Origin of the sequence: Mangrovibrevibacter kandeliae (assembly GCF_024519155.1) — a bacterium.
GTDB lineage: Bacteria > Pseudomonadota > Alphaproteobacteria > Rhizobiales > Rhizobiaceae > Mangrovibrevibacter > Mangrovibrevibacter kandeliae.
Window position 1 is genome coordinate 186,849 of sequence record NZ_JANIFJ010000005.1, and the last position, 20,615, is coordinate 207,463.

Below are 20,615 nucleotides of genomic sequence, written 5' to 3' on the forward strand. Positions count from 1 at the left end.
TTGTGTCATTGGTTCAACCTCAGTTCCTGTGGCCCGAGCGGATGATCATCGACATGATCTTTTCCTGCGACGCGTCCGCGGCGGGCAATTCGCCCACGAACCGGCCCTCGTTCATGACGTAGATGCGATCGGAGACGCCGAGGAGCTCGGGCATCTCGGAGGAGATGACGACAACCGCACGGCCGCTCGCCGCGAGCTCGGCGATGATGGCGTAGATCTCGTACTTGGCGCCGACGTCGATGCCGCGCGTCGGCTCGTCGAGGATCAAGACGTCCGGCTCGGCGAACAGCCACTTGGCCAGCACCACCTTCTGCTGGTTGCCGCCCGACAGGTTGACCGCCTCCTGCGCGACGCTCGAGCTCTTGATCCGCAGCCGGTCGCGGTAGTCCCGCGCAACCGCGAGCTCGCGGTGGTCGTCGACCACGATGCCGTTGGAGATGCCGTCGAGATTGGCGAGCGGGATGTTGCGCCGGATCGTCTCGTCGAGCACCAGGCCGTAGGTCTTGCGATCTTCGGTGACGTAGCAGATGCCGTTGTCGATCGCCCGCCCGACGGTCGACACGTCAACCGGCTGGCCGTTGACGAGCACTTCGCCGGAGATGCCGACGCCGTAGGACCGGCCGAACACGCTCATGGCGAGCTCGGTGCGTCCTGCGCCCATCAACCCTGCGATGCCGACGACCTCGCCCTTGCGCACGTTGAAGCTGACATTGTCGACGACCTTGCGGTCCGAATGCAGCGGGTGGTGCGCCGTCCAGTTCCGCACCTCGAACATCACCTCGCCGATCTTCGGATCGCGCGGCGGGAATCGATCGGTCATCGAGCGGCCGACCATGTCGCGAATGATGTCGCCTTCCTCGATCGTGTTGGCGCGGCAGTCGAGGGTGGAGACCGAGGAGCCGTCGCGCAGCACGGTGATGGCGTCGGCGACGCGGCCGATCTCGTTCAGCTTGTGCGAGATCAGGATCGAGGAGATGCCCCGCGCCTTGAACTCGAGCAGCAGGTCGAGCAGCGCCTGGCTGTCGGTCTCGTTGAGGCTCGAGGTCGGCTCGTCGAGGATCAGGAGCTTGACCTCCTTCGACAGCGCCTTGGCGATCTCCACCAGCTGCTGCTTGCCGAGGCCGAGATCGGTGATGCGCGTCTGCGGCGCCTCCTTCAGGCCGACCTTGGCGAGGAGCTCGCGTGTGCGCCCGAAGGTCTCGCCCCAGTCGATGACCCCGCCCGACGCGCGCTCGTTGCCGAGGAAGATGTTCTCGGCGATCGACAGGAGCGGCACCAGCGCCAGCTCCTGGTGAATGATGATGATGCCGCGCTTTTCGGAATCCGAGATGCCGGCGAACTTGCACTCGTCGCCCTCGAAGCGGATCTCGCCGTCGTAGCTGCCGTGCGGGTAGACGCCCGACAGCACCTTCATCAGCGTCGACTTGCCGGCGCCGTTCTCGCCGACGAGCGCGTGAATCTCGCCCGCCTCGACCTTCATCGACACGTTGTCGAGGGCTTTCACGCCCGGGAAGGTCTTGGTGATGTTGCGCATTTCCAGAATGGTCGTCATTGCGCCCTGCCGCGGCCGGAGACACGCGCTCGGCCGTACTCGTCTCACGATGGGGTCGTCCGAGCGCGGCCGCCGTCCCTCGAGGACCGCGGCCGCGCCGGCTGTTGGAAAGGCGGCGCCGGAGCGCCGGTGCTGCCAGCCCTTACTGGATCTGGTCTTCCTTGTAGTAGCCGCTGTCGACCAGGACCTGCTTCCAGTTGTCCTTGGTCACCAGCACCGGCTTCAGGAGGTAGGACGGCACGACCTTCACGCCGTTGTTGTAGGTCGTGGTGTCGTTGACTTCCGGCTTCTTGCCGTTCAGCACCGCCTCGACCATCCCGACGGTCACCTTGGCGAGTTCGCGGGTGTCCTTGAAGATGGTGGAGTACTGGTCGCCGCGCAGGATCGCCTTGACCGAGGGGACCTCGGAGTCCTGACCGGTGATGATCGGCATCTGGAGGTCGCCCGAGCCGTAGCCGACACCCTTCAGCGAGGAGATGATGCCGATCGACAGGCCGTCATAGGGCGACAGCACGCCGTTGACCTTCTGGTCGCCGGTGTAGTTGGCCGACAGGAGGTTGTCCATGCGGGCCTGCGCCACCGAGCCGTCCCAGCGCAGCGTGCCGACCTTGTCCATGCCCATCTGGCCGGACACGATCTTGATGTCGCCGGAGTCGATCATCGGCTGCAGGACGCTCATCGCGCCGTTGTAGAAGAAGTACGCGTTGTTGTCGTCCGGCGAGCCGCCGAACAGCTCGACGTTGAACGGCTTGGCGTCGGGGAAGCGCTGCTTCATGCCGTCCACCAGCGACTGCGCCTGGAGGACGCCGACCTGGAAGTTGTCGAAGGTCGCGTAGTAGTCGACGTTCGGCGTGTCGCGGATCAGGCGGTCATAGGCGATCACCGGGATCTCGGCCGCCGCGGCGTTGGCGAGCACGTTCGACAGCGTGGTGCCGTCGATCGAGGCGATCACCAGCGCGTTGACGCCCTTCGTCACCATGTTCTCGACCTGCGAGAGCTGGTTCGGAATGTCGTCCTCGGCGTACTGCAGATCGGCCTGGAAGCCCTCCGCCTGGAACTGCTTGACCATGTTGTTGCCGTCGTCGATCCAGCGGGCCGAGGACTTCGTCGGCATCGCGATGCCGACCGTGCCCTTGTCCTGCGCCATCGCCGGCGCGGCGGCGAGCAGCGTCACCGCCAGGCCCGCCATCAGCGTGTTCATCAATCTCATACTCTAACCCTCCCAAGACCAAGGTTGAGGCGCCTCCCGGCGCCGTGGTGGAAGACCGCTCAGCGCATCGACGCGACGCGCTGGGGTTGGTGTTGCGGCGGCCGGTCCTTCCCAACCGGTGCCGCGGCATCGCCGCCCGAGTAGAGCGCGCCGATCACGTCGTGAAAGGCGCTCTCGATCAGGCGACGCATGAACAGCGAGGCCGCCTCGCCGTCACCGGCGACGATCGCGTCGTGCACGCGCCGGTGCTGGCGGACCGTCTCCTCCTGCGGATTCTGCCGCCAGCTCAGCGAGAAGGAGATCGACAGGCTGCGCTCGATCATCGCGCCGAGCGAGCGCAGGATCGGATTGCCGGTCGCCTCGAGGATGATGCGATGGAAGGCGAGGTCGGCGGCGATCAGCTCCGGCGAGCCGCGGGGATTGTCGGCCATGCCCGTCAGCGCCTCGCCGAGCCGCACCGACTGCTCGGGCGTAATCCGGCCGGCCGCCAGCTTGGCCGCCGGCGGCTCGTTGATCAGCCGCATCTCATAGAGTGCTTCCACGAAGGGGCGCCGGACGTCGGCGAGGAGCTGCCAGCTCATGACGTCGGCGTCCAGCATGTTCCAGTCGGTGTCCGGCCGCACCCGCGTGCCGACCTTCGGCCCGACGCTGACGAGGCCCTTGGCCGCCAGATGCCGCACCGCCTCGCGCACCACGGTGCGCGACACGCCGAACTGGCTCTGGATCTCCTTCTCGGTGGGAAGCGGTGCGCCGGTCGCCAGGCTGCCGTCGGTGATCCTGCAGCCGAGCTCGGCGGCGAGCGCGAGGGTGCGGTTCGGCCGATCGCCGCGCACGCCAACACTTGCCCGTTCCGGCTGCATCATTCGCTCCTCCCAAAGCGAGTCTCCCGAATTGGTCGTACCAATGGCGCAAGGCGTGTGGAGACGCAAGCGCCTGCGCCGCGACAACTTCGCTTTTGGTACGATGTTTGCCGAAGATGGTAAGCGAACCCGTGCAACCTGCCGCGCTCCCGTGAACCCGTTGCATTCACCGCGAAAGCGCGCGCAGAATCCGGCACCAGCACCACCGGCCGAAGGACCCTGCGGACATGACGGACGACGCCGATACCCCGCCGGAGGCGGAAACCAAGTTGACCCGCACCAAGCGTCGCTGGGCCGAGGAAGGCCGCTTCCTCACCGGGCGCATGGCTCGCCCGGACACCGACCGCCTGCCGCCGGGCCAGCATCTGGTTCGGGACTGGCCGGTGCTCGACCTCGGGATGCAGCCGACGGTGACGCGCGAGCGCTGGACGCTCGACGTCATCGGCAAGGTCGAGCACCCGGTCCACTGGAGCTTCGCCGACCTGTCGGCCCAGCCGCAGACCCAGGAGGTCTGCGACATCCACTGCGTCACCACCTGGTCGCGCTACGACAACCTGTTCGAGGGCCTCGCGACGCGCGACCTGATGGCGCTCGTCGAGCCGCGGCCGGAGGCGACTCACGTCGTGCTGGCGAGCTATGACGGCTACACCACCAATCTCGCCATCGACGACTTCGCCGCCCCGGACGCGCTCCTCGCGCACGCCTGGAGCGGCAAGCCGCTGACACAGGAGCATGGCGGGCCGGTGCGGCTCGTGGTGCCGCATCTGTACTTCTGGAAGAGTGCGAAGTGGCTGAAGTCGATCGAGTTCCGAGGCGACGACCGGCCGGGCTTCTGGGAGGTCCGCGGCTACCACAACCGCGGCGACCCGTGGCGCGAGCAGCGCTATTCCGACGATGCGTGAGCCACGCCGTCGCCTTGCCCCGGCCTGACGCAACCCGTGCCTGCGTCGGACCGGAGCAAGGCGCACATGCTCTAAGGCCTCGATCGCATCAGGCGACGGGCGCGGCCACTCGACACCCCTCCAACTCGGCCGCGCCCTTTCTTTCCGTCGAGATCGCGTTGCGCTCGCCGATGTTCCGCCGGCTTTACGGTCGGCGGCGGAAGGTGCATGACTGGCCGTCCGCTGCGGCACGCCTTGCCGCGTCGGTCCGCAAGTCACGCCAGCCTGGAGAGCCCGCCGCATGCGGATCAGACCCCTGCCCGCCGCCGCCGCCACGTTCGACGCGGACAGGATCCGGATCCCCGACGAAGCCGTCGGGACGCAAGCGGCCGCACGTCCCGTGCCGGACCCGCGGTCCGGGCTCCCGGCGGCCTGACGCAAGCGACAGACACGCATGAGTGAGGGTGTGCAGGGATCCGGTCGTGGCGACATCGTCGTCGTCGGCGCGGGTATCATCGGGATCACCGCGGCGTTCCGTCTGCAGCAGGCCGGCCGGCGGGTATTGCTCATCGACGAGCGCGGCGTCGCCGAGGCGACCAGCGCAGGCAATGCCGGCGCGCTCGCCTTTTCGGATGTCATGCCCCTCGCCTCGCCCGGCATCATCCGCAAGGCGCCGAAGTGGCTGCTCGACCCGCTCGGTCCGCTGACGATCCGTCCGGGCTACGCGCTGAAGATCGCGCCCTGGCTCTGGCACTTCTATCAGGCGAGCCTGCCGAGCCGCTTCTGGCATTCGATGCTGGCGCAGGTGACGCTGATGCGCCTCGCCCGCACGGAGATGGACGATCTTGCCAGCGCCGCGGGCGTCGCCGGCATGATCCGCTCCGATGGCGTGCTGGAGCTCTACGAGAGCGAGGCGGAGTGGAAACGCTCGCTGCCCGGCTGGCAGGCGCGCCAGAGCGAGGGCATCGGCTTCCGACACATCAAGGGCGAGGAGATCGGGGCGCTGCAGCCGGGGCTGTCGCCGCGCTTCACCCATGCGACCTTCGTGCCGGGCTGGCAGACGGTGTCGGACCCGCGGGACTTCGCCAAAGCCCTCTTCGCGGCATTCGAGCAGCTCGGCGGGGCATTCCGGCAGGCCAAGGTGGACGCGATCCAGCCGGCGGAGAGCGGTGCGGACCTCGTGCTTGACGGTGGCGGTCGACTGCGGGCGGGGCATGTCGTCCTCGCCGGCGGTGCCTGGTCGCGCCCGCTCGCCGCCGGGCTCGGCGACGCGATCCCGCTCGAAACCGAGCGCGGCTACAATACGACGCTGCCGCCGGGCGCCTTCGACCTGAAGCGGCAGCTGACCTTCGGCGGCCACGGCTTCGTCGTCACGCCGCTCACCTCCGGCATCCGCGTCGGCGGTGCCGTCGAGCTCGGCGGCCTCGAGCTGAAGCCGAACTTCAGGCGCTCGGAGGCCATGCTCAGGAAGGCGAGCAGCTTCCTGCCCGGGCTCAAGACCGAAGGCGGCCGCCAGTGGATGGGCTTCCGTCCCTCGCTGCCCGACTCGCTTCCCGTGATCGGCCGAGCCACGGCCTCGCCGAGCGTGATCTACGCCTTCGGCCACGGCCATCTCGGCCTGACGCAGTCGGCCGCGACCGCGCGGCTCGTCGTCGACCTCATCCTCGGCCGCGAGCCGACGATTTCGCTGAAACCCTTCCGGCCCGGACGCTTCTGATCTCCCACGCGTCAACGGGCCGCGTTACTGTCCTTGCTCCACTCCCGAGGTCTTCGATGGCGCGCCACTCCTTCTTCTGCATCGACGGTCACACCTGCGGCAATCCGGTGCGTCTCGTCGCCGGTGGCGGCCCGAACCTGTCGGGCGCGACCATGATCGAGAAGCGCGCGCACTTCCTCGAAGACTTCGACTGGATCCGCACCGGCCTGATGTTCGAGCCGCGCGGCCACGACATGATGTCGGGCTCGATCCTCTACCCGCCGACGCGCCCGGACTGCGACGTCGCCATCCTCTTCATCGAGACCTCCGGCTGCCTGCCGATGTGCGGCCACGGCACCATCGGCACGGTGACGATGGCGCTGGAGCAGGGGCTGGTCACACCGAAGGAGCCGGGGGTGCTAAGGCTCGACACGCCGGCCGGCCTCGTGACCGCGACCTATCGGCAGGAAGGGCAGTACGTGGAGGAGGTGCGGCTCGTGAACGTGCCGGCCTTCCTGCATTCGGAGGGGCTGGAGGTCGAGTGCCCGGCGCTCGGCACGCTGACGGTCGACGTCGCCTATGGCGGCAACTTCTACGCCATCGTCGACCCCCAGAAGAACTTCCGCGACATGGCCGACTTCACCGCCGGCCAGCTCGTCGCCCTGTCCGGGCAGCTGCGCACCGCGCTCAACCAGCGCTACGAGTTCATCCATCCGGAAAAGCCGGAGATCCGCGGCCTCAGCCACATCCTGTGGACCGGGGCGCCGACGGTTGCCGGCGCCCATGCGCGCAACGCCGTGTTCTACGGTGACAAGGCGATCGACCGGAGCCCGTGCGGCACCGGCACCTCGGCCCGCATCGCCCAGTGGGCGGCCAAGGGCAAGCTGACGCCAGGTGACGCCTTTGTGCACGAGAGCATCATCGGCTCCCTGTTCCACGGCCGGGTCGAGCGCGAGACCGAGGTCGCCGGGCGGCGGGCCGTGGTGCCCTCGATCGCCGGCTGGGCGCGCATGACCGGCTACAACACCATCTTCATCGACGATCGCGACCCGTTCGCGCACGGCTTCCAGGTGATCTGATGGAGCGCGACGGCCTGCGGCTCGCCTACCCGGACCTCGTCGAGCGGATCCGTCCGATCTTCGAGCGCAACGGCTGCGCGCCGGGCGTGGCGCGGCTCCTTGCCGAGAACTGCGCCGCAGCCGAGCGGGACGGCGCCCACAGCCACGGCCTGTTCCGGCTCAAGGGCTACGTGTCGACGCTGAACGCCGACGGCTGGGTGGACGGCCGCGCGGTGCCAAAGGTGGAGGATGCGGCACCAAGCTTCCTGCGCATCGATGGCAGGAACGGCTTTACCGTTCCGGCGCTCGCAGCCGGCCGTGCGCTGGCCGTGGAGAAGACCCGTGCCAACGGCGTCTGCATCCTTGCGATCCGCAACTCGCACCATCTCGGCGCGCTGTCGCTCGACGTCGAGCCCTTCGCCGAGGAGGGCCTCGTCGCCCTCGCCTTCATCAACTCCATGCGCGCCGTCGTCCCCCATGGCGGCCGGCGGGCCGTGTTCGGCACCAACCCCATCGCCTTCGCCAGCCCGCGGTCGAAGGGCCTTCCCTTCGTCTTCGACCAGGCGACCTCGGTGATGGCGAACGGCGACGTGCAGATCGCGGCGCGCGAGGGACGCGCCCTCCCGCCCGGCACCGGCATCGACAGAAACGGCGAGCCGACGACCGATCCGACGGCGCTGCTCGACGGCGGCGCGCTGAACGCCTTCGGCGGCTACAAGGGCGCGACGCTGGCGATGATGGTGGAAATCCTCTGCGCCGCGCTGGTCGGCGGCAAGTTCTCGCACGAGGTGGATCTCGCCGCCCATCCCGGTGCCGCGACGCCGCACACCGGCCAATCCTTCATCCTGATCGACCCCGCCTGCGGCCGCGGCGCGCTTCCGGGCTTCGCCGAGCGGGTGGAGGAGCTGATCGCCGAGGTCCACGCCGCCGGCCAGGAGCGCCTGCCGGGCGACCGCCGCCACGCGGCGCGTGAGACGTCCGAGCGCGCGGGCATCCTCGTTGGCCGCGAGATGCTGGCCGCCATCGACGCCATGGCCGGGCGCTGAGAAACGGGAGAGCCGAGCATGAAGATCACCGCCATCCGCGCCTACCAAGTCGACCTGCCGCTCCGGGAAGGCCGCTATTCCTGGTCGAACGGCAACTTCGTCGAGGTCTTCGATTCGACCGTCGTCGCGGTCGAGACCGACGCCGGCATCACCGGCTATGCCGAATGCTGTCCACTGGGCTCGGCGTATCTGCCGGCCTATGCGGCGGGCGTGCGCGCCGGGCTCGCCGAGCTCGGGCCGAAGCTGATCGGGCTCGATCCGACCGAACTCGGCACGCTGAACCGGGCGATGGACGCGGCGCTGCGGGGGCACCCCTACGTCAAGGCGCCGATCGACATCGCCTGCTGGGACATTCTCGGCAAGGTCGCCGGCCTGCCGGTCTGGAAGCTGCTCGGCGGCCGGGCGCAGGAGCGGGTCGCGCTCTACCGGGCGATCAGCCAGCGCAGCGCCGACGAGATGGCGGACAACATCGCCGGCTACCGCGCCGAGGGCTACGCCAAGTTCCAGCTGAAGGTCGGCGGCGATGCCGACGACGACATCGCCCGCATCCGTGCCACCCGCGCGATCCTCTCGCCCGGCGACGTCCTCGTCGCCGACGCCAACACCGGCTGGACCAAGGCCGAGGCCGCTCGGGTGGTCGCGGCGGTCGAGGACCTCGACGTTTACATCGAGCAGCCCTGCCCGAGCTACGAGGAGTGCGTCTCGATCCGACGGCGGACCGCCCGCCCCTTCGTGCTCGACGAGGTCATCGACGGCGTCGCCACCCTGTCACGCGCCATCGCCGAGGACGCGATGGACATCGTCAACCTGAAGATCTCCAAGGTCGGCGGCCTGACCAAGGCGCGGCTGATGCGCGACCTCTGCGTGTCCGCGGGCATCGCGATGACGATCGAGGACACCTGGGGCGGCGACATCGTCACTGCCGCGATCGCCCATCTCGCCCAGTCGACGCCGGCCGAGTTCTGCTTCTCGGCGACCGACTTCAACAGCTACGGCACCGTCTCGATCGCCGAGGGCGCGCCCGCCCGCGTCGATGGCTTCATGACTGCCTCGGACGCGCCGGGGCTCGGCGTGACGCCGCGCTTCGACGTCCTTGGCAGCCCCGTGCTGACGATCGGCGGCTGAGGCGATGCGCGCGGCGAAGGTCATCCACGTCGTCGGCTGCCATGCCGAGGGCGAGGTCGGCGACGTGATCGTCGGCGGGGTCGCGCCGCCGCCGGGCGCCACCCTGTGGGAGCAGTCGCGCTTCATCGCTCGTGACGAGACGCTGCGGAACTTCGTCCTCAACGAGCCCCGCGGCGGCGTCTTCCGGCACGTGAACCTCATGGTTCCGCCGAAGGACCCGAGCGCCGCCTTCGGCTTCATCATCATGGAGCCCGCCGACACGCCGCCGATGTCCGGCTCGAACTCGATCTGCGTTGCGACCGTGCTGCTCGACACCGGCCTCGTGCCGATGGTCGAACCGGAGACGCGCTTCCTGCTCGAGGCGCCGGGCGGCGTGGTCGAAATCCGCGCCGCTTGCCGCAACGGCAAGGCCGAGCGGATCACCGTCCGCAACGTGCCGTCCTTCGCCGACCGGCTGGGTGCCACGATAGAGGTGGAAGGCGTCGGCACGCATGCCGTCGACACCGCCTATGGCGGCGACAGCTTCGTCCTCGTCGACGCCGCGCGCCTCGGCTTCGCCATCCGGCCGGACGAGGCGCGCGATCTCGCCGCCATGGGCATGGCGCTCACCCGCGCCGCGAACGAGCAGCTCGGCTTCCGCCATCCCGAGAACCCCGACTGGGACCACATCTCCTTCTGCCAGTTCACCGCGCCGGTGACGCGCGAGCACGGCATCCTCACCGGCCTCAACACGGTGGCGATCCGGCCCGGCAAGCTCGACCGCTCGCCGACCGGCACCGGCTGTTCGGCGCGCATGGCGGTGCTGCATGCGCGGGGTGAACTCGCCGTCGGCGACGGCTTTGTCGGGCGCTCGATCCTCGGCTCGCACTTCGAGTGCCGGATCGAGGCTGCCACGACCCTCGCCGGCCGGTCCGCCATCGTGCCGACGATCTCCGGCCGGGGCTGGATCACCGGCACCAGTCAGCTGATGCTCGACCCCGCTGACCCCTGGCCGGGCGGCTATCACCTGTCCGACACCTGGCCTAGTCTCTAGCGCGATCGTCCTGGAGGAGCCGTGATGCCACGTCGCGGCGGACGGGAAGCGCGCGCCGAAGCCACGTCGCGCGGCGACACGAGGGAGGAACGGCATGCCGGGCTACGTCTTGGCCATCGACCAGGGAACCACATCGACGCGCGCCATCGTCTTCGACGACGGGTTCCGCGTCGTCGGCCTCGGCCAGCAGGAGTTCCGCCAGCAGTTTCCGCAGTCCGGCTGGGTGGAGCACGATCCGGAGGACATCTGGCGGACGGTCATGGAGACCGTGCGCACCGCGCTCGCCAATGCCGGGCTTTCGGCCGGCGACATCGCCGCGCTCGGCATCACCAACCAGCGCGAGACGACGGTGGTCTGGGACCGCGAGACGGGCAAGGCGATCCACAACGCCATCGTCTGGCAGGACCGGCGCAGCGCGGAGTTCTGCCGGCGACTGGAGGCCGACGGGGCCGGCGCGATGGTGGCGGAGAAGACGGGGCTGCTGATCGATCCCTACTTCTCCGGCACCAAGCTCGCCTGGCTGCTCGCCACTGTCGAGGGCGCGCGGGCGAAGGCCGAAACCGGCCGGCTCGCCTTCGGCACGATCGACACGTTCCTGCTCTGGCGTCTCACCGGCGGCCGCGTCCACGCCACCGACGCCAGCAATGCGGCGCGGACCATGATGTTCGACATCGCGACGAACGAGTGGGACACAGACCTCCTGCGCCTTCTCGACATCCCCGCCGCGCTGCTGCCGGAGGTGCGCGACTGCGACGCCGACTTCGGACGCACCGAGCCGTCGCTGTTCGGCGCGGCGATCCCGATCCTCGGCATGGCCGGCGACCAGCACGCCGCGACCCTCGGCCAGGCCTGCTTCGAGCCTGGCATGCTGAAGTCGACCTACGGCACCGGCTGCTTTGCCGTGCTCAACACCGGCAGCGACCGCGTCGCCTCGAAGAACCGGCTGCTCACGACCGTCGCCTATCGGCTCGCCGGCAAGACGACCTATGCGCTGGAGGGCTCGATCTTCGTCGCCGGCGCCGCCGTGCAATGGCTGCGCGACGGGCTCGGCCTCGTGTCGCGGGCCGAGGAGACCGGGCCGCTCGCCGACGCCGCGGACGAGGCGCAGGCGGTCTACATGGTCCCCGCCTTCACCGGGCTCGGTGCGCCCTGGTGGGACGCGGGTGCACGCGGCGCGATCTACGGCCTCACCCGCCGCACCGGCCCGAAGGAGTTCGCCCGCGCCGCGCTGGAAGCCGTCTGCTTCCAGACCGCCGATCTTCTCGGCGCGATGAAGCGCGACTGGCCGGCCGCGACCGACACCGTGCTTCGGGTCGATGGCGGCATGGTGGCCTCGGACTGGACGATGCAGCGCCTCGCCGACCTCCTCGACGCGCCGGTGGATCGGCCGGTGGTGCTGGAGACGACGGCGCTGGGCGCCGCTTGGATCGCCGGGCAGAAGGCGGGCGTGTGGCCGGACATGGCGGGCTTTGCCGCCGCCTGGCGGCTGCAGCGCCGCTTCACGCCTGACATGGACGAGGCGACGCGCGAGCAGAAACTCGCCGGCTGGGCCGACGCGGTGCGCCGGACGCGGGGGTGAGAGTGCCCGGGCGACCGCGGATTGCTCCTTCGCTAGGATCTCGATGCTCTCGCTGAAGCGCTTTCCCGGTCTCGACCCGGACTGGCGGCTGCGGCAGGGTTGGCTGATGCGGGATGCCGCCGCCGAATCGGCGGCGCCTGTCGCCTGACCTTCGAGCCTCTCCTGACGAGGATCCACATGCCGGACATGCCCAGAGTCCTGATCGTCGGCGCCGGAATCGCCGGCCTCTCCACCGCCTGGGCGCTCGCCCGCCGCGGCTATGCCGTCGAGGTCTTCGAGCAGGGGCCGGTGCCGAACCCGCGCGCCTCCTCCTACGACGAGCACCGCATCACCCGGCACGTCTACGGATCGACCGGCTATGCCGAGCTGATGCCGCACGCCTTCGCCCTCTGGGACCGGCTCTTTGCCGATATCGGCGCGCGGCATTTCGACCCGCTGCCGCTGCTCGTCCTGCAGCGCGAGCGCGACGCGTGGTTCGCCTCGAGCCAGGCGAGCCTGGACTCGCTGAATGTTCCGTACCGGGCGGTCCAGGTGGAGACCCTCGCCGAATCCTACCCGATGCTGAGCACCGAGGGTGTCTCCGCCGCCTTCGTCTGCGAAGGCGCGGGGGTGCTCTTCCCGATCCGCATCCTCATCGACCTTTCGGTGCACCTGGCGAGCCTCGGCGTCGTCTTCCACGCAAATACCAAGGTCACGGCCGTCGACCTCGATGCGGGCACCGTCAGCGTCGACGGCGGCGTGCGGTCCGGCGACGTCGTGGTGGTCGCGGCGGGAGCCTGGGCCGAGCGGCTGGTCCCCGCGCTGCGGGCACTCGCCACGCCGTCACGCCAGGCCGTACTGTTCCTCGCACCGCCGCCGGCGCTCGCCGATGCCTGGCGCGATGCGCCGGTGATCCTCGACATCGGCGCGGCGAGCGGCACCTACGCGCTGCCGCCGCGGCCGGGCACGCGGTTGAAGATCGGCGACCACCTCTTCACCCGCATCGGCGATCCGGACGACGACCGGGTGGCGATAGAGGAGGACCTGGGCCAGCTCTTCGATGCCGCCCGTCTCGCCTTCCGCGACTTCGACGCCTATCGGATCCTCGAGCGGAAGATCTGCTACTACACCGTCACCGACGACGAGCGCTTCGTCGTCCGCCCGCTCGGCCGCGCCGGCTACATCCAGAGCGCCTGCTCCGGCCACGGCTTCAAGCTCGGGCCCCTTATCGGTGAAGGCGTCGCGCGCGCGATCGCGGGCGAGACGGCGGCCGGGGATCTGGCCGAGTGGGCCGCGGCACGACCTGCGCGAGCCGCCTGAGCGGCGAGCGGGCCACAGGGATCGGCGCGGCGGAACCGCGCGGCTGGAACCAGGGCCATCGGCAGCGATTACGAAGGGAGACGTCCCTCGAGTCCCGACCGAGTATTCTATGACATCTGTTTCCTACACGCCCGCCGTCCCCTATGTCGGGCATCCCGTTCGCGCGCCCTTCGTACCGTTCCCCCTCGTCTGCTTCACGCTGGCCTTCGCGACCGACATCGCCTACTGGCAGACCGCAAACCTGATGTGGCAGAACTTCTCGGAGTGGCTGCTTTTCGCCGGACTCGTCGTCGGTGCCGTCGCAGTGCTGCTGGGCATCGTCGACCTGTTCCGGGCCTCTGCCGTTGCCGTTCGCCCGCCGCTCCTCCAGACCATCGCCTACCTGGTCGTCCTGGCACTCGGCATCCTCAACAGCTTCGTCCACTCCGGCGACGGCTGGACCGCGGTCGTGCCGAACGGGCTGATCACCTCGGCCGTCACCTTCGTCGCCATCCTCATCACGGTCTTCCTGGCACCGCCCCGCACCTATCGCTTCCCGAACGCCGGAGGACGCCTCGATGACTGACCGCACCCACTCCTTCCGCGTCGCGGCGCTCGCCGGCAGTGCGCTTGTCCTCCTCGCGCTCGCCGGCTGCAGCGACAGCGATGACTTCGATGTCTCGACCCAGATCGGCGCCGACCCGGCGCTGCCCGAGCCGAACCAGTCGCTCTGGCCGGACATGAAGGTCGCCGAGGTGATCGGCTGGCAGGACGGCCAGACGCCGAAGGTGCCCGATGGACTGACCATCACGGCCTACGCCAAGGATCTCGCCAACCCGCGCACCGTCCACACGCTGCCCAATGGCGACGTTCTCGTCGTGCAGTCGCGCGGACCTGCGGCTGAGCCGCTGTCGCGGCCGAAGGACATGATCCGCGGCTGGATCATGTCGCTTGCGCACGGCAACAGTGGCGGCACGCCGAAGCCGAGCAACATCGTGACGCTGCTGCGCGACACCAACCGCGATGGCACGGTGGACGAGCGCCATGACCTGCTGACCGGTCTGAACTCGCCCTTCGGCGTCGCGTGGGTGGACAACACCCTCTATGTCGCCGCGACCGACGCGATCCTCGCCTACCCGTACGAGCTCGGCCAGACCGAGATCACCGCACAGCCGAAGGTGCTGACCCCGCTGCCGGGCGGTCCGATCGACCATCACTGGACGAAGGACCTGGCGCTCAGTCCCGACGGGCAGACGCTGTATGTCTCGGTCGGGTCGAACTCGAACATCACCGAGAACGGGCTGGAGGCCGAGAAGGGCCGTGCCGCGATCTGGCAGGTCGATCGCAAGACGGGCGCCGCACGCGTCTATGCCTCGGGCCTGCGCAACCCGAACGGCCTGACCTTCAACCCGGAGTCGGGAGCGCTGTGGGCGGTCGTCAACGAGCGCGACGAGCTCGGCCCGAACCTCGTGCCGGACTACATGACGTCGGTGAAGGACGGCGCGTTTTACGGCTGGCCGTGGAGCTACTACGGCAACCACGTGGACGAACGCGTACATCCGCAGCGCCCGGACATGGTCGAGAAGGCGATCCCGGCCGACTATGCGCTGTCCAGCCATGTGGCCGCGCTCGGCCTCACCTTCTCGGACGGCTCGGCCCTGCCGGACGCCTTCGCGCATGGCGCCTTCATCGGCGAACACGGCTCGTGGAACCGCAACGTCTTCAACGGTTACAAGGTCGCCTATGTGCCGTTCCAGAACGGCCAGCCGGCGGGCACGGTACAGGATGTCGTGACCGGCTTCATCGACGGCGACCAGGCGCATGGCCGGCCGGTCGGAGTCGGCATCGATGGCACCGGGGCGCTGCTCGTCGCGGACGATGCCGGCAACACGGTTTGGCGTGTCGCTTCGTCCGACGGCTCGGTGACGCCGCAGCCGATCGGCAGCGACCGCGTCGGTCTCTCGACGAGCGCGGCACCGGCAGCAGCCGGCGGCACCGCCGCGGGCGGCGATACGGCGGCGGCGGCCGGTGGCGCACCCACCACATCGGCGGGCGGCGGCAGCACATCGGGCGCGCCGGCCGCATCCTTCGACGAGCAGGTGACCGGGCAGCAGCCGGCTCCCGCGGCGGACGGCTCCTCGTCCGCGCCGTCGCAAACGCAGATCGCGCCGGCGACCCTGCCGGGCGAGAACGTGCCGGGCACCACGAACCAGTGACTGCGCGTCGGCGCCGGGACGATCCGGCATCTCTTCCCGGCGTCGCCCGCATCGGGTAAGAGGCAGCCTCTCGAACAGCAGCGCCCGGCTCCGCCGGGCGCTTTCGTTTTGGAGGATCCGCCATGCCGACACCCTTCCCTGGCCTCGACTTCGGCACGACCAACTCGACGCTCGGCCTTTGTGTGCCCGGTGGCACGCCAACCCTCCTGCCGGTCGAGGGCGAGAGCCTGACGATCCCCTCGGCGCTGTTCTTCAGTCTCGAGGACGGCCACACCTATCTCGGCCGCGCCGCCATCGCCGAATATGTCGACGGCGCCGAAGGGCGTTTCATGCGTGCCCTGAAGTCGATCCTCGGCACCAGCCTGATGCGCGAGACGACGCTGGTCGGGCGCGAGCGCATGAGCTTCACCGACCTGATCGGCCGCTTCCTGAAGAACCTCCGCGAGAAGCTTCCCGAGGATGCCGACGCAGTGACGCTCGGACGCCCGGTGCACTTCGTCGACGATGACGCGGCGGCGGACCGCACGGCGCAGGACCAGCTCGAAGCGGCCGCGCGGTCCCAGGGGTTCCGCCACATCGAGTTCCAGTTCGAGCCGGTGGCCGCCGCGCTGTACTACGAGCAGCAGGTCGATGCCGAGCAGCTCGCGCTGGTCGTCGACATCGGCGGCGGCACGTCGGACTTCTCGGTGGTGCGCCTCTCGCCGGAGCGGGCGCGACGGCCCGATCGGCTCGGCGACATCCTCGCCTCGACGGGCGTCCATGTCGGCGGCACGGACTTCGACCGGGCGCTCACCATCGCCCGCGTGATGCCCGAGCTCGGCATGGGCACCCGCACCGCCGACGGCAAACGGATCATGCCGAACTGGTATTTCAACGACGTGGCGACCTGGCATCGGGTCAACCTCCTCTACACGCCGAAGGTCCGGCGCGAGGTGGAGGAACTGCGCAAGGAGGCAGCCGAGCCCCAGAAGCTGATGCGCTACGAGCACGTCCTGGCGCATCGCTCCGGCCACCGCCTCGCCGGCGCCTCGGAGGCCGCCAAGATCGCGCTGACCGACATCGAGGACACCGTCATCGGCCTGGAGGAGCCGGGCCTGTCGATGAGGGTGCCGGTGACCCGAGCCGAGTTCGACGCGGCTGCCGCCGACCTTGTCGGGCGCATCGACGCGGCGGTCGGCGAGGCTCTGGTGGCCGCCGGCGTCGACGCCGGAGAGGTAGAGACGGTGATCCTCACCGGTGGTGGCGCGCAGGTTCCGGCCGTGCGGGCGGCCGCGACGCGGCGCTTCGGCCATGCCCGGATCGCCCAGTCGGATGCCTTCGGCTCGGTCGGCCTCGGCCTTGCCATCGATGCGTCCCGGCGCTTCGGCTGACGATCCCGCACCCCTGGCGTTCGCGTTACTCCGCAGCGCAGGCGACGCGTCCCGCCCGCGCCACCTGCGCTGTGTTCACTGGACCGCCGGCTGCCGCGCCTTGGCGACGTCCGCCGCGGAGATCTGCACCTGCTTGCCGCCGAAATGGCCGAGCACGTAGCTCGCGACGGCCGCAATCTCGCTGTCGGAATAGGCGGCGAAGGACGGCATCGTCTCGACCCCGTGCTCGGTTTCCAGCCGGCCGCCCTTGAGGATCACCTGCAGAAGGTTGATCGCGGCCGGATCATTGACCGTCTGGGCGCCGCGCAACCCGGCGAACACCGACTGCACGCCGCTCCCCTCCCAGCCGTGACAGCTGGCGCAGGCACCCTGGAAGACCCGCAGGCCGAGAGCCTCGTTCTCGCCGAGCTCGCCCGGCGGCGGCGAGTAGCGCGTCGCACCATCGAGGCCCGGCGGGTGCGGATCGACCTTCGCGTCGACCTCCGAGGCCTGCGGCGGCACCGACTTCAGGTAGACCGCCATCGCATGAAGATCCTCGCGGCTCATGTGCCGCAGGCTGAACGACACCGCTTCGGCCATGCTGCCGGCGGCCGTGCCATGGCCGTCCGAGTGACCCGTCGCGAGGTAATCCGTGAGCTCGTCCACCGACCAGGCCCCGATGCCGGAGGTCTCGTCGGAGGTGATGTTGTAGGCTTTCCAGCCCTGCTGCACGCTGCCGGCGAACTTCTGGTCCTTGTCGAGCGCAAAGAAGCTGTTGCGCGGTGTATGGCATTCGCCGCAATGGCCGAAGGCCTCGACCAGATAGGCGCCGCGGTTCCATTCGCCCGACTGCTGCGGCTGCGGCTTCATCGCGCCGTCCGGCAGGTAGAGGAGGTTCCAGGCCCGCACCGCCCAGCGCTGGTCATAGGGGAAGTCGAGCTTGTTTGGCTCCTGCTCGGCCTTCACCGGCGCCAGCGTGAACAGGTACGACTTGATGGCGAGGATGTCCTCGGTGCTCATCTGGGCGTAGGCGGTGTACGGGAAGGCCGGATAGAGGTTCTGGCCGGCCTTGTTCACGCCCTGCCGCATCGCCCGGACGAACTCGGCATCCGTCCAGTTGCCGATGCCGGTGTCGGGATCGGGCGTGATGTTGCTCGAATAGATGGTGCCGAAGGGCAGGTCGAAGGCGAGGCCGCCGGCATAGGGCTCCCCGCCCGGCGCCTGGTGGCAGGCGATGCAGTCGCCGGCCTGCGTCAGGTAGCGGCCACGCTCAACGAGAGCCGGGTCCTGACGCTCGGCGACGGTGCGCTCCGGCACGTCCGGCAGCGAGGCGGGCAGGAAGAAGAACAGCGCCGCCGCGACGGCTGCCACGACGACGACGGCGAGAACCGCCAGACCCACACGTTTCATGCTTCAACTCACAGACTGGCTTGGCGGCGGCTTGCATCGGCGGCATCCCAGCGGGCGGGCCCGGCGGGATGCTCTTCGGAGACGTCGGCGCCGCCCGCCTTGGGCGCGATGCCGGTGCGGCCGAAGGGCAGCGTGCGCAGCCGGACGCCGACCGCCGCGGCGATGGCGTTGCCGAGCGCCGGTGCCGCCGAGACGGTCGCGCACTCGCCCATGCCGCCCGGCTGCTCGGTACTTTCGACGAGATGCACCTCGATCGGCGGGACCTCGTTCATCCGCAGCTGGCGGTAGTCGTGGAAGTTGCTCTCCACCACCTGCCCGTCGGCGAAGGTGATGCCGTTGTAGAGCGCGGCCGACAGTCCGAAGACCATGCCGCCCTCGATCTGCGCGACGACCGTGTCGGGGTTCAGCGCGATGCCGCAGTCGACCGCGACCGTCACCTTCTTCATCCGCACTTCGCCCGGCTCGGTCACCTCGACCTCGAGCACCGTCGCGACGTGGCTGCCGAAGGAATCGTGCAGCGAGATGCCCCGTCCGTGCCGTGCCGGGAGCTGCCGTCCCCAGCCGGACTTCTCCGCGGCGAGCTTGAGGACGCCGGCGGCGCGAGGATTGTCGTCGAGGAGCGCGAGCCGATAGTCGAGCGGATCCTTCCCGGCGGCAGCGGCAAGCTCGTCCATGAAGCTCTCGACGACGAAGACGTTGTGGGTGGGGCCGACCCCCCGCCACCAGGACACGGGCAGCGGCGCATCCTTGCGCACCCAGTCGACCAGCGTGTTCGGGAAGGCGTAGGGCGTCTCCGCGGCGCCCTCGACCGCGTCCGAATCGAGCTTGCCCTCGGGATAGCCGGTCGGCAGGTAGCTGCCGAGCACCGAGGCGCCGGTCACGTGATCGACGAAGGCGACAGGCTTGCCGTCCGCGTCGAGACCGGCCGAGACGCGGTCATAATAGGCGGGGCGGAAGAGATCGTGCCGGATGTCGGTCTCGCGGCTCCAGACGATCTTCAGCGGGTAGCGCACCTGGCGGGCAAGCGCGACACCCTGGATCACCACGTCGGCGGTCAGCCGCCGGCCGAAGCCGCCGCCGATCAGGTGGTTGTGCACCCGCACCTTCTCCTTCGGGAGGTTCAGCGCCTTGGCGGCGATGTCGCGCGTCGCAACCGGCACCTGCGTGCCGATCCAGATGTCGCATCCCGCGTCCGACACGTGGATGCAGGCGTTCATCGGCTCCATCGCCGCATGGGCGAGGAAGGGCAGCTGATAGGTCGCCTCGACGCGCTTGGCCGCCCCGGCCAGCGCACTCGTCGCGTCGCCGGTTTCCTTGCCCAGCACCGGCTTGCCGTTCTTCGAGGCCTCGGCCAGCGCGTCGGTGAGATCGCGGCTCGACATCTTGGCGTTGTCGCCGGGCGCCCAGGTGAGGTCCAGCGCCTCGAGGCCCGTCTTCGCAGCCCAGTAGTGATCACCGACGACGGCAACGGCATTGTCGAGCTTCAGGACGTCGACGACGCCCGGCAGCTGACGCGCCCGCGTGTCGTCGACGGCGGAAAGCTTGCCGCCGAGGACCGGCGAGATCGCGACCGTCGCGATCTTCATGTCAGGGATCCGCACGTCGATGCCGTAGATCGCCTGGCCGTTGACCTTCTGGGGCGTGTCGACGCGCTTGGCCGGCGTGCCAAGCAGCACCCAGTCCTTCGGGTCCTTCAGCGGCACGTCCTTCGGCACCGGCTGACGCTGCGCATCGTCGACGAGGACGCCGTAGGCGAGCCGTCGGCCGCTGCCGTCGTGGATGACGGCGCCGCGCTCGGCGCGCAGCTCGGATGCCGGCACCTGGAGCTGCCCGGCCGCCGCCGCGATCAGCATCTGACGCGCCGCCGCACCCGCCTGCCGCAGGGGCCCGTAGGTCGCACGCACCGAGGTGGAGCCGCCGGTGACCTGTCCCTTCAGGATCGGCTGGCTGTAGAGGTCTTCGTTGGGCGGCGCCGGAATGACGGTCACCTGATCGAGCCCGACGTCGAGCTCCTCGGCGAGCAGCATCGCCTGCGTCGTATAGATCCCCTGCCCCATCTCGACGTTCGGCGCGATGAGCGTGATGGAATTGTCCGGCGCGATGCGGATGAAGCCGCCGGGCGCAAAGCCCTTGAAGGCATCGCCGGTCTTGTTGGCAGCATCGGCCGCCTGAACGCTCGGCTCCTCGCCTTCGGCGAAGGCGAGCTTCGGCCCGGCGAGGACCGCGAAACCGAGGACGAGGCCGCCGCGCAGGACGCCGCGGCGCGACGGGCCGCCGCGATCGAGGCGGGCATAGGCGGGGGAGCTGCGGTCGGTCATCGGA

At 69.6% G+C, this 20,615-nt stretch carries 16 protein-coding genes; 11 read left to right on the plus strand and 5 right to left on the minus strand.

The genetic code is table 11. The features are described from left to right. Positions 1-19 precede the first annotated feature (19 nt). The 3 genes from mmsA to NPA30_RS14490 form a co-directional block, all read right to left on the minus strand. The gene (gene mmsA / locus NPA30_RS14480; protein WP_256803447.1) at positions 20-1,552 is read right to left on the minus strand and encodes a multiple monosaccharide ABC transporter ATP-binding protein; all 1,533 of its coding nucleotides are present in this window, start codon (positions 1,550-1,552) and stop codon (positions 20-22) included. A 142-nt stretch (positions 1,553-1,694) separates the two neighbouring features. Further along, the gene (gene chvE / locus NPA30_RS14485) at positions 1,695-2,753 is read right to left on the minus strand and encodes a multiple monosaccharide ABC transporter substrate-binding protein (RefSeq protein WP_372338826.1); all 1,059 of its coding nucleotides are present in this window, start codon (positions 2,751-2,753) and stop codon (positions 1,695-1,697) included. Between the two features lie 68 nt (positions 2,754-2,821). Continuing rightward, on the minus strand, positions 2,822-3,622 hold the full coding sequence (locus NPA30_RS14490; protein WP_256803449.1) for a FadR/GntR family transcriptional regulator: 801 nt from the start codon (positions 3,620-3,622) through the stop codon (positions 2,822-2,824). Positions 3,623-3,849: 227 nt separating this feature from the next. Here NPA30_RS14490 and NPA30_RS14495 point away from each other — a divergent pair, with 227 nt between their 5' ends. The 11 genes from NPA30_RS14495 (at position 3,850) to NPA30_RS14545 (ending at position 16,904) form a co-directional block, all read left to right on the plus strand. Next, a complete protein-coding gene (locus NPA30_RS14495) occupies positions 3,850-4,524 on the plus strand; it encodes a sulfite oxidase-like oxidoreductase (RefSeq protein WP_256803450.1) in 675 nt (224 codons plus the stop codon). A 433-nt stretch (positions 4,525-4,957) separates the two neighbouring features. Beyond that, positions 4,958-6,220, plus strand: coding sequence for an NAD(P)/FAD-dependent oxidoreductase (locus NPA30_RS14500; RefSeq protein ID WP_256803451.1), 1,263 nt, complete (start codon positions 4,958-4,960; stop codon positions 6,218-6,220). 56 nt (positions 6,221-6,276) lie between these two features. Beyond that, positions 6,277-7,278 carry a 4-hydroxyproline epimerase gene (locus NPA30_RS14505; RefSeq protein WP_256803452.1) on the plus strand — a complete coding sequence of 334 codons (1,002 nt, stop codon included), beginning with the start codon at positions 6,277-6,279 and terminating at the stop codon, positions 7,276-7,278. Then, positions 7,278-8,303 (plus strand): Ldh family oxidoreductase, encoded by a 1,026-nt coding sequence (locus tag NPA30_RS14510; RefSeq protein WP_256803453.1) that lies wholly within the window; start codon positions 7,278-7,280, stop codon positions 8,301-8,303. Before NPA30_RS14505 ends, NPA30_RS14510 begins: the two co-directional genes overlap by 1 nt. A gap of 18 nt (positions 8,304-8,321) precedes the next feature. Then, entirely contained in the window at positions 8,322-9,428 is a 1,107-nt protein-coding gene (locus NPA30_RS14515; RefSeq protein WP_256803454.1) for a cis-3-hydroxy-L-proline dehydratase, read from the plus strand. A 4-nt stretch (positions 9,429-9,432) separates the two neighbouring features. After that, positions 9,433-10,461 (plus strand): trans-3-hydroxy-L-proline dehydratase, encoded by a 1,029-nt coding sequence (locus NPA30_RS14520; protein ID WP_256803455.1) that lies wholly within the window; start codon positions 9,433-9,435, stop codon positions 10,459-10,461. Positions 10,462-10,555: 94 nt separating this feature from the next. Continuing rightward, positions 10,556-12,040 (plus strand): glycerol kinase GlpK, encoded by a 1,485-nt coding sequence (glpK, locus tag NPA30_RS14525; RefSeq protein WP_256803456.1) that lies wholly within the window; start codon positions 10,556-10,558, stop codon positions 12,038-12,040. Between the two features lie 186 nt (positions 12,041-12,226). Next, a complete protein-coding gene (locus NPA30_RS14530; protein ID WP_256803457.1) occupies positions 12,227-13,339 on the plus strand; it encodes an NAD(P)/FAD-dependent oxidoreductase in 1,113 nt (370 codons plus the stop codon). A gap of 109 nt (positions 13,340-13,448) precedes the next feature. Continuing rightward, a complete protein-coding gene (locus tag NPA30_RS14535) occupies positions 13,449-13,904 on the plus strand; it encodes a DUF2231 domain-containing protein (RefSeq protein WP_256803458.1) in 456 nt (151 codons plus the stop codon). Continuing rightward, positions 13,897-15,534, plus strand: coding sequence for a PQQ-dependent sugar dehydrogenase (locus tag NPA30_RS14540; RefSeq protein ID WP_256803459.1), 1,638 nt, complete (start codon positions 13,897-13,899; stop codon positions 15,532-15,534). Before NPA30_RS14535 ends, NPA30_RS14540 begins: the two co-directional genes overlap by 8 nt. A gap of 122 nt (positions 15,535-15,656) precedes the next feature. After that, on the plus strand, positions 15,657-16,904 hold the full coding sequence (locus tag NPA30_RS14545; RefSeq protein ID WP_256803460.1) for an Hsp70 family protein: 1,248 nt from the start codon (positions 15,657-15,659) through the stop codon (positions 16,902-16,904). Positions 16,905-16,979: 75 nt separating this feature from the next. Here the strand turns inward: NPA30_RS14545 and NPA30_RS14550 are convergent, their stop codons facing one another. Then, positions 16,980-18,293, minus strand: coding sequence for a c-type cytochrome (locus NPA30_RS14550; RefSeq protein WP_256803461.1), 1,314 nt, complete (start codon positions 18,291-18,293; stop codon positions 16,980-16,982). Positions 18,294-18,301: 8 nt separating this feature from the next. After that, positions 18,302-20,611, minus strand: coding sequence for a xanthine dehydrogenase family protein molybdopterin-binding subunit (locus NPA30_RS14555; RefSeq protein WP_256803462.1), 2,310 nt, complete (start codon positions 20,609-20,611; stop codon positions 18,302-18,304). Positions 20,612-20,615: the final 4 nt, after the last annotated feature.